Consider the following 12,268-nt stretch of genomic DNA (forward strand, 5'->3'; position numbering starts at 1 on the left):
AGGGCCCGCCGTGCCGCGAGGTAGACCGTGCACGGCGATGTCGGTCGCCGCCACGGTTTCGTCCACCGCCGCAAGGTTCGAGAGCACGCCGGGCACTCACCGATCTCGTTCGGTTCGTGTCCGGCCATCAAAGTCCGCACGGCGTCGATGAGGTGTGGCACCTCTGAACGAGCAACCGCGGTCACCGCCCGGTCATCACCAGCGCTCACGACCCGCAAAACGTCCTCCAAACGCTGCCGCACCGATTCGTAGAGCTCCCTCAGAAACACGTGCCACCGACCACGGTGGTTCGATTCGTGGGGTCGTAGTTCGCGTGTGACTCCCAGATCGCTTCCCGGGCCGCAGCGAGCAAGTCACGAAACTGCTCGGCGTTCACCTCGAACCGCTCACCGGGCGGTGGTTGTACAGCCACACGGCCATGAGCGAGCGGCAGAATTCACAAGACCTGACTACGGCCCATTGCGTCCGTGCATCGGACTTCCTTGCATGCTTTCGCATCCATCTTGAACTCCTTTGTGGACATAGGATCGTTTAACGGGGAGCCAGCCCTACCGTCTATTTTTGGCTCTTGTGATCGATTAGTGGGCGCAGCGCCATCACCAGGAACACCAACAACACCACCGCCAACACCAGGCCGATGACGTTCTCCGCGGTCACAGCCGCTCGACCGCCCGAATCACGAGCGCCAGCACGACGAAGACCACGATGGTCAACGCCACGAATGCCAGATCGGCCATGACGTCCCCCTTCATCGCTCGCCCGACATCAAGCCGTTCAGGAACAACCAGCCCAACACCGAGGTGACCAGTGCACCCGGGGCATTGCGGATCGCGGCGGCATACCCGCCGACGACGAGGCTGAGCACTGGCGCTCCGGTCGAACGCCGCGAGGTACGCGAGCTTCTCCGGAGGCGCCGCAGCGGCATCCCTGGGCGACGGGTAGAAGGTGGGATCAGGCTTCCACAGCGACATGAGGACTCCATCAGGAAGGAAACGATGGGCTGCGATGAAGGGTGAGTGTCAAGCTTTCCGCATGAGGACAGCCTTTCTGTGGGGCACCAGGAACATCGCCGGTCACATCGCTGATCGCGGAGTTCATTGCAGAACACCAGGACCTCCACAAGACGGCCTGCGGCGAGGCGTCGAGTCGATCCGCCCCGCCCGCACAGCTGTCACGCGAGTAAAGGTCTCCGGCGCCACCTGGGCAATTCGTCTTGAGCGCGCTTGGCAACCCCAGCCAAGACACCTCGTCCGTGGCCTCCGCAACGGTGGACGAACACGACTACCGCGAACTCAAAACCGGCCTCGGCCTCACCCATTTCGAAGGCCGTTCCTTCACGGGCTGGCACCGCCACGTCACCCTCGTCTCCGCAGCACACCTCTTCCTCACCGAACTCCGTTTGACAAGCCCAAAAGCATCTGGGGCGGCCTGACCCTCTACAAGATCCTCCAAACACTCCAGGTACTCCTGGCCACCTGGACAGGCCGATGCCCCACCTGCCACCAAAAACCACCATGACGGGTGGCCGAGTTTGAGGAGCTCGCCCCGGATTCGTTGGTAACCCCGGGTGTTGTTCTCTGTGGCCATGCGGACGATGACCGTCGGTGACGGTCGGATGGTTGATGAGGTCGGTATGGACGGGCTGGAGTTGTTCACCACGGTGGGTTGCAAGGTGTACTGGCGCGAATGATCCACTCCGGCACCTCGCTCCGGGACGTTGGTGTTTGCTGGGTGAGCGGGGGTCTGAAGACTTCGTGAAGAAGGTATGAACCCGGGTTGGGCATGCTTCGTTATGAGGGTATGGGAAGCCGGACAAAAAAGCAGGTTCACCGGCCCGGGATTCCTCGGGGGGAGTTGGGTGGGTGGGTTGTGCGGGCTCAAAACGAGGGAAGGGCCACGACGGCTGAGGAAGGACGGAACTGGCTGCGTGCACAGGGGATCGGGGTTGGAGATCAGGCTTGGTGGGCTGCGTGGCGTGGTGTTGTGGAGGCTGGCGCTGCTTTGGGGGTAAGCGGTGGACGTGCCGGTCATCTCCACGGGCACAACAACCATCATCTCGGCGTCGACCTCCAGCATCGCGGCCAGCACCTCGCGCTCGCCGAGCTTGGGATCTGCCAACGCCCACAGCATCGGCATCCCGGCCGGGGTGCACACCAGGTACAGGCGCAGACCCCAGAAGAACCGCGAGTGTGACGCGCAGTAGCCGTAGCCGGCGAAGCCGGCCAGGTCCGAACGCTTGACGGTGGGGCGGGACATGCCGCAGGGCACCGGGGTGGAGTCGGTGATCCACACGGTGTCATGCCAGAAGTCGGTGTCGCGGGCCAGTACCCGGATGACAGCGGGTAGTGGGTCGACCAGCAGTATGTCCCGTCGTGGGTCGGCGACCAGCAGGACCGAATCGCCTGTGCGGATGCCGCAGCGGGCGCGGGCTGTGGCCGGGATCATGATCTGTGGTGTGCTGGGCAGCCGGTGGATCCCGCTCTGGTCTGGTTGCAGGATGATCGCTCCTGTGGTGACCCGGATGGTCAGCCGCTGGGCGGGCTGCCACTCCAGCGTGTGCAGGACCGGCGTGGCCGACACCCGGCCGGAAGGATCCACCCGGGCCATCCCGTAGGTCACCGGCAGCTCGCGGTGCCGGGCGATGACCGGGAGAGGCAGACCGTGGCCCTCGCCGCGCCCCGCGTCGGCTGGGCAGCCGCGGTCGGTGATCGTGGGCGGCACCAGCCCCGTGATGATCCGCTCACGCATGGCCGAGACGTACAAGCCTTCAGGTCCGCAGTGGACGGTGTGGGGTCGCGAGTAGCCGGCGCGCTTGGCCAGTTCCTCGGAGTCCAGGACCTTCACCACCTGGGGGGAGCGCGGATCGTCCTTGGTGTCCAGCACGTAGATCCGCGACGAACGCAGACCGGGCACGATCAGGTACCGACGCTCGGTGTGCGGATGCGGGGCGTACGGACACAGCGCGCTGCTACAGGCGTTCCAGCCGAAATGGTGCAGCTCGTCGCCGATGAACGGCATGTCGGTCCAGCCGACCACCGTGCCGTAACTGTCAGAGTCGGGATCGACGTCGAGCACCGCGATCGCGTCCGGGCGGCTGGCGCTCCGGTCGAACGCCGCGAGGTAGGCGACCTTCTCCGGAGGCGCCGCAGCCGCATCCCTGGGCGACGGGTAGAAGGTGGGGTCAGGCTTCCACAACGACATGAGGACTCCATCAGGAAGGAAACTTCAACGCCTCCAACTCCGCAACCCGATTAGCAGCCGCGTTTACCGCCCGGTGCCGCTCCGCGTCCCGTTCCTTCTGTTCCCGCCACTGCTGGGCCTTCGGCCGAATCTCCGCCAGCTCGGCCTCCTGTTCCTCAGTCAGCGGCCCCTGCTCCGCCAACGCCTCCAACACCCCAACACGATCGACAGCAGCCTTTCTCGCCCCAACGACAACGTCGAATCGGGATCGATCCTTCTGACATCACCCTGAACCGCGTCCAGGAAATAATGCGCCTGCCCACCTCCAAAAAAGCCACCAGAGGCCAGGAACACATCCGCGTCCTCGCCTTTCACATACTCTGCCCGCACCGCATCCTGCGAGGCCCCCGACGGCACCTTCAGCACAAGGAAATGAACATCATCCGCCGCCATCTTTTTCATGATTCTGGGCCGGCTCCGGATGTGATCTTGTTCTCGGTCATGCCGGCTCGCCGCCCCACACCGTGGCGTGCCGCTGCGCGAGGGCCTCGTCCACAGCGGGTAGTGGGTCGACCAGCAGTATGTCCCGTCGTGGGTCGGCGACCAGCAGGACCGAATCGCCTGTGCGGATGCCGCAGCGGGCGCGGGCTGTGGCCGGGATCATGATCTGTGGTGTGCACGCCAGTACATCCAGCGGCCGGTCCCCCAACACACCAGAACCATCCACACCAGGACTGTCCACATGAGATGCATCCGCACGGGGTACGTACACACTCGATACTCCGGTCATGACAGGAGCGTCTACATCAGACGCCCCAGCCACGCCATGCACCCCGGGCACGGCCTGGTCGCCACCGGCAACCGGACCGTACGGCGGCGGCGGCGGTGTGCCCGGCCGTTCCTGCCCGGAACCCCCTACCTCACCGGAATACGCCAGCGGTGGTGTCACCGATCGGTCCTGCTCGGAACCCACAACCTCACGGGAATACACCGGTGGCAGGGTGCCCTGCCGTTCCTGCCCGGAACCTGGCACGACCTGAACATCACGAGTCGGCTTCCCGCCTGGCACGCTGCCGCCGGCACCCTCCTTACTACCCTTAACGTCCGTGCCGCCCGTGCCGTCCGTGCCGCCCGTGCCGCCCGTGCCGTCCTTGACGTCCGTGCCGTCCTTGACGGCGGACTCCACGGGGTCTTTGCCGGAGAGCACCGGCACCGCAGCCGAATCCACCGGCCCGACCGGGAAGGATCAGGCATTGGTCGGGGTCGAGGTCTCGGGGTGTGAGGGCGAGTGCTCCTCCCCGGCGGCAGGCTGTTTCGGTGTGTAGCCGGAGGATGAGGGTGTCCAGTACGGGGTCGTTGCCGGTGGTGGCGGCGACGTGGTTGATTTCTTCCAGCCGGGAGTCCGGCAGGCCGCGGCGTGTACTGGGCAGGCGGCGTGGTTTGGGCGCTTTCTTCGCGGGGTTGTCGGCCTCGCTGATCACACCGTCGTCGACGGCGTGGTTGTAGAGGCAGCGCAAGGCGGCGATGAGGTGTTCGGCGGCGCCGCGTCCGTCGCGGGCGTTGCGGCGGACGACCACCTGGCTGCGGATCTTCTCGGCGAGCTGCTTGATCTCCAGCGGTGTCGGTTCGTTCAGTCGCCGGTCGCCCCATTCGGTCGCTACGCGTTTCCAGTAGGTGCTGTACACGCGCCGGGTTCCGGTGCTGACGGCGTCGGAGACCTGGGGGATGTACTCGGTGAAGGTCGGAGCGGGTGGTCGCGTGGAGGGGGTGGTGACGAGGTCGTCCGGGCAGACGCCGAGGCGGGCGAGTAGTACCCGGGCCGCTTCGATTTCCTCTGGGCCGGCTCCGGGTGTGATCGTGTTCTCGGTCATGCGGGTTCGCCGCCCCACACCGTGGTGTGCTGCTGCGCGAGGGCCTCGTCTACAGCGGGGCATACTGACCGTCCGGATCGAATCCCGGCGGCATCGCTTCCAGATGCCGTTCTATCCGGCCCGCCAACTCGGCCATCTCCGCGATCCCCGCCAGGCCACCGAGCCGCTCCAGCCGCACCGACTCCGGCACATCAAGCAACTCCGCCACTCGCAGCAACCGGCCATCCCGCCACGCCACCTGCTCCGGCCCACCCAGAATGATGTCGGCGGCCGTCGGCTGCGAACGTCGGTGTGCGCACCTCACTCCCGCCATCGCCCGGACTCCCGGAAGCAGCCGCAACAGCAGCGGCTGCGTCCACTTTCCGCCGCTTAACCCCCCGCGAACTCTCGCCAACCTCCCCCCGCGAACCCTGGTCAACCTCCCCCCGCGAACTCCCCCCACTCGCGTCGGCTCCGAACTCCCCGCACTCGCGTCGGCTCCCCCCGCCACCGGCCCGGACACACCGCGCCGACGCTTCTGACCCGTCACCTCGGCGGGCAGCCCAGACGCTCCACCCTGGCGCCGCAGCCCGGAACCGCTGGGCGGCAACACCACCTCCCCTTCCACTTCCGCCCCCGGCACCGGAATCACCCACATTCCGGTCGCAGTCAGGACATCAGCGGCCTCGGCTTCCTCCCCCTTCTGCGGATCCAGCAGATCCACCCCATCGCCGTCTCCTGCATGGGTTGGGAGGGCGCGCCGGATCTGCGGCGCACTGCCCAGCCGCCGGTGCGTGGTGCTGAGGGTCTGCCGTCGTCTGTGGAGGGTGTTGGGCAGCGCGGGCTGATGGGCGGTGGATCCTCGGAGTGGGCGTCGGGGGAGGTGTATCCGGGTGAGTCGCAGGCTAGGCCGTCGACGGTCCACCGCCCGATCAAGCCACCCATCCAGATCGGCGTCAGCCGACCACACGTCCAAGTCGACTTGATCAGCCCCAGTCTCCCCCGATTCCCCCTCCGGCCCCGCAACCCGCCCGACCACCAGGACGCCACCCACCCCGGTCTCCGTCACGTCCCGGTCCTTCTTCTTCCGCCCCTGCCCCGCCGCCTTCGACCGGAGCGCCGCCAGCTCCGCCGTCTGCTCCTCAGTCAGCGGCCCACGCGCCGCTAACTCCTCACTGGCTGAATGCACAGGGTCGCGGAGTTATGGATAAGGCTTGGTGGGCGGCGTGGCGTGCTGCGTCCGGGACAAAAAAGCAGGTTCACCGGCCCGGGATTCCTCGGGGGGAGTTGGGGAGACTCAGACCCGGCTGTGACAGTCTCCGGTAACGCGGCATCCAAGGACATACCAGAACCATGCGGGATAACCGTCGATGACCTCTCCCCCGCCGAATCCTGTGTCTGGGACGCCAGTACATCCAGCGACCGGTCCCCCAACACACCAGAACCATCCATACCAGGACTGTCCACATGGGATACTTTCACACGGGGAACGTCCATACTAGATACTCCGGTCATGTCAAGAGCGTCCACATCAGACGCTCCAGTCACGCCATGCACCCCATCGCCACCGGCAACCGGACTGTACGGCGACGGCGGCGGTGGACCCAGCCGGTCCGAACCAAAAGCCGTTACCGCATCAGGATATGCAGGTGGCGGCGTATCCGGCCGGTGCTCGCCGGAACCTGGCACCGCCGGAATGCCACCGGTCGCTTCCCCGCCCGTCACACTGCCACCAGCATCGCCCTTACCGCTTCCGTTGGCACCCGCCTTACCGCCCTTAACGTGCGTGCCGCCCGTGACGTCCTTGCTGTCCTTGCTGTCCTTGCTGTCCTTGCTGTGTGTGGTGTGGCGAAGCCAGTGGATGCTGATCTGCTGGGTGGCGACCCAGGGGAGATGTTTGCCGAGTCGGGTAAAGAGGTGGTCGTAGCGTCGGGTGGTGATGGGGTCTCCGTTGGTGTAGCGGAGGAGTTGTCCGCCTGATGCGGCTGCGCCGCGTTGTTCGGTGTGGTCGCGGAGGTGGGTCATGAGGGTGGGGGAGACGGGCTGCCAGCGGACGGTGCCGCCTTTCTCGTGGAGCAGGATCAGGCATTGGTCGGGGTCGAGATCTCGGGGTGTGAGGGCGAGTGCTCCTCCCCGGCGGCAGGCTGTTTCGGTGTGTAGCCGGAGGATGAGGGTGTCCAGTACGGGGTCGTTGCCGGTGGTGGCGGCGACGTGGTTGATTTCCTCCAGCCGGGCTCGGAGGCTCGGAGCCGACCGCTGGGCCCGCAAAGTCGTTTCCGGTAAAACGCGATTACGCCAGGGTCGCCGCAGTAGCCGCCGTCGACCATCATCCGACGACGACGAGCCAGTTCCCGGTGACGCCAGAGACCGCTCGTCGGCAGCAGCAGCCACAACTCGTACATAGACGCGGTGGACACCTACCGCGAGTTCACCAACCGCCACGGGAGGGCCGCTGATCATCACGACCAACGAATCCGGCGACGAAGAGACGGGGCGCACTGCCGCATCTTCACCCCTGCACCAGCACCCGGAGGTCAACGCGATCTGCGCAACCGTCAATGCCTTCGCCGTGGACGTGGAGCCGGCGCTGACCGACCAGGGGCTGCCCGTCCCGGCGGGCGGATATCATGGTGACGACGGCCTACGACGGACTGCGGCCCGCACCCGCACAACCGCGCTGACGGCCATCGACCTACACCAACCTCCACCTCGACCAGTGCCGTCGCACTCCTGCTGGCCAATCTCAAGCAGGAGACCACTCCAATGTCGCGGTTCATTGGAAGCCCGCACAGGCGCGTGAACTCTGGAGGTTCACCCGCATCGAACGTTGGTGGGCACCGTACGTCCGTGAGCGTCACGATCGGGTCCTCAACCTTGACGATGGTCGTCGGCCCGGCTTGCCTTCCCCGCTCCATTGCCAGCGATACGCCAATCAACAGAGCGCCGGTTGTAACCGTTCCGCTCAGCACGACCACTACAGCCTTCCCGAACCTCAACCCCGCACCCCTTTCAGCGTCGCCACTTCCATCATCGCTACATCAGCCTGTTCCGTCACAGTGCCCCGTGTCTGGGGATTCCCCACCGACGTCACGTCGTTCTGACCAACGTGTTGCGCGAACTGGCCTGCATTCGCACCGAGCTGTCTGTAAGGGCGGTGTTTTTCGGGCCTCGCGTGGTGCGGCAGCAGCAATGGTGCAGCTACCTGCGTGAATACAGCGGACTGCAGTTGCGCACGGCAAGCGATGCCGACGAGGGTTTGTCGTCGCCTGGTGCGATGAGGTGTTGCTGATGCGTCCTCCACTTCCTTTACCCCCCGACGACGACGGTGAGTCCCGTGTGCCCGGAATCCTGCTGGTGCGCACCGGCCGCGACGACGACGTCTGGGAAGACGTGCTCTGGCGCATGGGCGAGCTCCCCGGCATGTACCGGTCCGATCAAGGGGACGCATCCGAGGCGGTGGCACGGGAGTCGATCTCCCGGCGCCTGATAGTGGCGGAGGATCCCGCGTGGCGGGGCGCAACTTCCGAGGATGTCTCCGCGGCCCTGGAGCGGCCCGGGATCTGGGTGCCCGACCTGGTGGTGCTGACCGACGACCGCACCGGGCGCAATGCGGATTGGCGCCCGCTGCTGGCCTTTCGCAGCAGCGGCGACGATGCTTTCTGGATCACTCCGCGTCAGGTTGCCATGACCTACCTGGTGCTGCACCGTCCGAACCTGTCTTTCACCATCGACCGGTTCGCGGACAAGGCGCCCATCGAGTTGCAATGGGAGCGCGAAGAAGGCGAGGAGCCCGACGAGGACGACTTCTACGAGCCCGTGGGGGTCGAACTGGAGTCGCTGAACGCCCCGCCCCGCTACACTCGGCCGGCCCGCGAGTTGCCTCCGCTCATCCAAGAGAACGATCTGCTCGTGCGCACCGATTTCACCGACGACGCGGCCTGGGCCTCCCTGGTCGAGCGCGTGTGCCTCCCGTGCCCGGGCTACGACGACGTGATCGACGACTTCGGCGACTACGTCGACTTCGTGGACGATCCGGCCTTTGCGGGCGCCACGCCGGCGCTGGTGATGGCGGAGGTCCGCGACAGCGACACGCAAGAGGAAGAGGAAGAGATGGTCTCCGGCGTGGTGATGATCGCCGACGCCACCACGATGCGCGAGCCCGGGCACCGCGTCCTCGTGATCCCTCTGGAAGACCAGATCGGGTTCGCCTTCCGGGTGGATCCCGAGGTCGTGGGGACCATGGTGGCCAACCTGGCGATAGGAAACCAGGACATCGGCGACTGGCGGAACGACGAAGCGTAGGCCGCCGGAGGAGAGCCGTGCCACCGGGACGTCGGTTGGTGAGCGGTGAGACCGCCTCTTCGGGACAGGGCGCGGCGGGCTGGGCTCGGGCAGGTCCAGCCGACTCTCCACCACGGACTCCGGCGTGGTGCACTCCCTGGTCCGCCAACGGTGGCGAAGGGGCCAGGTCGGGCGATGCCGCTGCGGGGTTACCCGCGGACCGGGTCCCACCTTGGCCCCAAGGGCACCGGCCCTGCGGGTCATCGACGCGCGCCACCACGTGTCGATGAACGAAGTGGACTGCATGGATGTCCGAACTCCTGTGCACGTCGGGTGGTGATTCGTTCTTGTCCGTCGTATCTCGGCTTCCCGGGGTGACATCCGCATCGCGGGTGGAGCCTTCTACGGCATCGCCGGCGACGCAGGCGCCGGGGCCCTCGTTATGTGAAACAGTGTCGGTTATCCTCCACCTGAAACCACGGGGTGCGTGGCCGGTCGGATGCCATAATGACTTCATCAGTAGTGACGTCACCAGAGGCGGCGGTGTCGTGCAGGACGACGCGGGCCGCGGTCTGCTAGAGGAGTAGGTGCGCAGTTGCCCCCAAGCCGCAAACGCAAGCGGCGCGATGGAACGGTCGTCAAGTTCCGCGCCCGATCACAATCGCCCCGCCAGGCAACGCCGGCTATATCCGAGAAACCGGAACCGGATCTCGACTCGTGGGCTCCCGCCCGACCGGAGCGCCCCTCAGCACTCGCTGCCGTGGTGGGGAGCACCGCTCACCAGAAGAAGAACGAGGATGCGGTGGTACGGCTGGTCAACGCGGCCCGGGCACAAGCGAATGTGGCGCCGTTGCAGACCGACGAGAGGCTACGCACCGCCGCCCGAGACCACAGCAAAGACATGGCACGGCGTGACTTCTGTGCACACAACAACCCCGACGGGCTCACCCCGTCCGACCGGATGCGCGCGGCCGGCTACCCACAACCCGGCGCCGAGAACGTCGCCAAAGGCCAGAACAGCCCCCACAGCGTGATGCACGCCTGGATGAACAGCCCCGGACACCGCGCCAACCTGCTCAATCCCGAGTTCACCACCATAGGAGTCGGCGCCTACTTCGGCCGCTCCGACGGCCCATCCTGGACCCAGAACTTCGGCTACTGACCGCCAAGGAGGCGCCGGCCGGGCTGTCCGACACCCAAACGAACGTTCGTGGGTCACTCCGGACCGCGAAGTGTTTCCCAGGTGGGGTGTGTATCGCTTGTCGTGTCCGCGCCAATGTTCTGCTGTCGGGGGTTCGCGATACGGTCCGGACCATGCGGATCGGCTACGACGCCAACTCGGCTACAAACCTTTCCACGAATGTGGAATATACGTTCGATATGCTCCCCTGCCAGTCGGCAGGGTTCGGCTATCACGGTCTTCTCCGGAACCGTCCTCCACTGAACGTGCGGCCCCATCACGATCGCTGGGGCTGGCGCCGCGCATCGTGATTCATTACAGTCCCGTGCCCCCATCGCCTATCCCGGGCCCGTTGTTGGGGCTGTCCATGGCTTCGCGTTCTACTCGGAGGATGTCGGGTAGTGCCTCCAGACAGCCCCGGCCCGCTTCTCCGGGGTTTGGCAGGGCCTCGAGGAAGCCGACTGCGAACATGTTCCGCTCCGACGGGCTCACCTCGGGGTAGCGGACTGCCACTCGGGCTGCAAAGCGGCTTGCTTCGTCGAACGTGCCTGGGTCGGTCTCGCGCGCGAGCCACGTCTCCGCATACCACTGCGCGATCTCGCTGAGAAAGACCGTCGGCAGGACCTCGTCGAAGTCGTCCTCGTGTTCCCGCAGCAACTCGAGGACCGTCGGAAGCCCCTGGGCGAGTTCGCGGACAAGATCGGAGCCAGCGCCGACGGATTGTTCGAATGACGGGTCTAGCATGATGGCCTCCTAGCCCAATCCTAGTGCGTCACGCAGGTTGTCTCGCTCCACCTGAGCGATCTGGCGATCGGCTTCCGAAGCGTTCGGGTTCTTGCGAAGCCACCTGTCCAACGCTCGGATCGACTCCCTCGCCTTCTTCTCGTGATTCCTGCCCTGCACATCCTCGTTCGTAGCCCGCTCATGCCGGACAGCATCGGCCGTCGTGCCATCTCCCGTACGGTCAGGATGAGCAGTTCCCCTGTACAAGGGACCGACGATGTTGTTGAGTTTCGGGTCCGTCACCGACGGTCGCACAGCCGCTGGAGGCTTAGGCGGGGGCTTACGCAGCAGGGTCTTGGCGACCTTGCCCACACCGAGGGTCGCCGCGGAGACAAGCACGTCACCAGTGATCTTGCCCAGGGCACGATCACCGCGACCGTTGGCCCAGTCGTCCCACGCGACGGCCGCTTTGAACGTCTCCACGGGGTGGGTAACGCTGTAGGTCATCGCTGAGACCGTGCTGGCAGGATCGCTGATCAGCATCGTGAGGCCCTCACCGAACCCGGCAATGCTGTTCCAGATGTCGGCTGCCAGGAGTAAGGGACCACCTCAGAGCCGGTTTTGCCAGGAGCATGGGACCACCTGTTTGCCACTGATGGGACCGTCTGGGCTGGCGCAAGCGGCGCCCCCACCCGGTCCTGCTGCAGAGACGGCACCGCCTGCGCCCCATCCACCGACAGCACCGCCGATTCCGGCAGATCCGTTCCAGTGTCCTCGCGATGCGAAACTCCAAGCCCCGCAACTGAATCCGCAACAGAAGACCCATCCCGGCCGGTCAAGCCACCCGGCGAGGACTCATGCCCCACAGACATAGCACCACCGTCCGGATCCGCCAACGCCCTCACCCGGTCCTGCTGCAGAGACGGCACCGCCTGCGCCCCATCCACCGACAACACCGCCGATTCCGGCAGATCCGTTCCAGCGTCCTCGCGATGCGAAACCCCATTCCCCGCAACCGAATCCGTGCCAGAAGACCCATCCCGGCCGGTCAAGC

9 protein-coding genes and 3 pseudogenes are annotated in these 12,268 nt (G+C 65.9%); 3 read left to right on the forward strand and 9 right to left on the reverse strand.

The window, feature by feature from the left end; genetic code table 11:
• Positions 1-1,273: 1,273 nt before the first annotated feature.
• Positions 1,274-1,432, forward strand: a pseudogene (locus tag SSPN_RS53130) (IS701 family transposase); the annotation flags it as partial.
• Positions 1,433-2,049: 617 nt separating this feature from the next.
• Here SSPN_RS53130 and SSPN_RS56055 read toward each other — a convergent pair.
• From SSPN_RS56055 to SSPN_RS63185, 7 genes and pseudogenes are all read right to left on the reverse strand, one after another.
• Positions 2,050-2,337 (reverse strand): annotated as a pseudogene (locus tag SSPN_RS56055) (transposase family protein); the annotation flags it as partial.
• Positions 2,338-2,751: 414 nt separating this feature from the next.
• A pseudogene (locus SSPN_RS53145) lies at positions 2,752-3,201 on the reverse strand (selenium-binding protein SBP56-related protein); the annotation flags it as partial.
• 10 nt (positions 3,202-3,211) lie between these two features.
• Positions 3,212-3,394: a hypothetical protein gene (locus tag SSPN_RS0137640; RefSeq protein WP_010315198.1), complete on the reverse strand. Its 183-nt coding sequence runs from the start codon at positions 3,392-3,394 to the stop codon at positions 3,212-3,214.
• A gap of 285 nt (positions 3,395-3,679) precedes the next feature.
• A complete protein-coding gene (locus SSPN_RS47895; RefSeq protein ID WP_010315200.1) occupies positions 3,680-3,892 on the reverse strand; it encodes an AbrB/MazE/SpoVT family DNA-binding domain-containing protein in 213 nt (70 codons plus the stop codon).
• 385 nt (positions 3,893-4,277) lie between these two features.
• Entirely contained in the window at positions 4,278-5,051 is a 774-nt protein-coding gene (locus tag SSPN_RS54085; RefSeq protein ID WP_010315201.1) for a hypothetical protein, read from the reverse strand.
• A gap of 49 nt (positions 5,052-5,100) precedes the next feature.
• The gene (locus SSPN_RS61135; RefSeq protein ID WP_010315203.1) at positions 5,101-6,219 is read right to left on the reverse strand and encodes a hypothetical protein; all 1,119 of its coding nucleotides are present in this window, start codon (positions 6,217-6,219) and stop codon (positions 5,101-5,103) included.
• Entirely contained in the window at positions 6,195-7,490 is a 1,296-nt protein-coding gene (locus SSPN_RS63185; RefSeq protein WP_420188687.1) for a tyrosine-type recombinase/integrase, read from the reverse strand. The genes SSPN_RS61135 and SSPN_RS63185 overlap by 25 nt, the downstream gene beginning before the upstream one ends.
• Positions 7,491-8,366: 876 nt before the next feature.
• On the opposite strand from SSPN_RS63185, the gene SSPN_RS0137670 reads away from it, so the two are divergent.
• Positions 8,367-9,332: a DUF6924 domain-containing protein gene (locus tag SSPN_RS0137670; RefSeq protein ID WP_010315207.1), complete on the forward strand. Its 966-nt coding sequence runs from the start codon at positions 8,367-8,369 to the stop codon at positions 9,330-9,332.
• A gap of 742 nt (positions 9,333-10,074) precedes the next feature.
• Positions 10,075-10,473: a CAP domain-containing protein gene (locus SSPN_RS0137675; protein WP_158309627.1), complete on the forward strand. Its 399-nt coding sequence runs from the start codon at positions 10,075-10,077 to the stop codon at positions 10,471-10,473.
• Positions 10,474-10,806: 333 nt separating this feature from the next.
• Here the strand turns inward: SSPN_RS0137675 and SSPN_RS0137680 are convergent, their stop codons facing one another.
• Both SSPN_RS0137680 and SSPN_RS58925 read right to left on the reverse strand, forming a co-directional pair.
• The gene (locus SSPN_RS0137680) at positions 10,807-11,235 is read right to left on the reverse strand and encodes a hypothetical protein (RefSeq protein ID WP_010315210.1); all 429 of its coding nucleotides are present in this window, start codon (positions 11,233-11,235) and stop codon (positions 10,807-10,809) included.
• 9 nt (positions 11,236-11,244) lie between these two features.
• Entirely contained in the window at positions 11,245-11,757 is a 513-nt protein-coding gene (locus tag SSPN_RS58925; protein WP_010315212.1) for a hypothetical protein, read from the reverse strand.
• Positions 11,758-12,268: the final 511 nt, after the last annotated feature.

It is taken from the genome of Saccharopolyspora spinosa NRRL 18395 (assembly GCF_000194155.1).
Lineage (GTDB): Bacteria > Actinomycetota > Actinomycetes > Mycobacteriales > Pseudonocardiaceae > Saccharopolyspora > Saccharopolyspora spinosa.

Excerpts from the sequence above, each read along its gene's own strand:
- SSPN_RS0137680 (WP_010315210.1), bottom strand. The coding sequence starts at position 11,235 with ATGCTAGACCCGTCATTCGAACAATCCGTCGGCGCTGGCTCCGATCTT.
- SSPN_RS58925 (WP_010315212.1), bottom strand. The coding sequence starts at position 11,757 with ATGCTGATCAGCGATCCTGCCAGCACGGTCTCAGCGATGACCTACAGC.
- SSPN_RS63185 (WP_420188687.1), bottom strand. The coding sequence starts at position 7,490 with ATGATCAGCGGCCCTCCCGTGGCGGTTGGTGAACTCGCGGTAGGTGTC.
- SSPN_RS54085 (WP_010315201.1), bottom strand. The coding sequence starts at position 5,051 with ATGACCGAGAACACGATCACACCCGGAGCCGGCCCAGAGGAAATCGAA.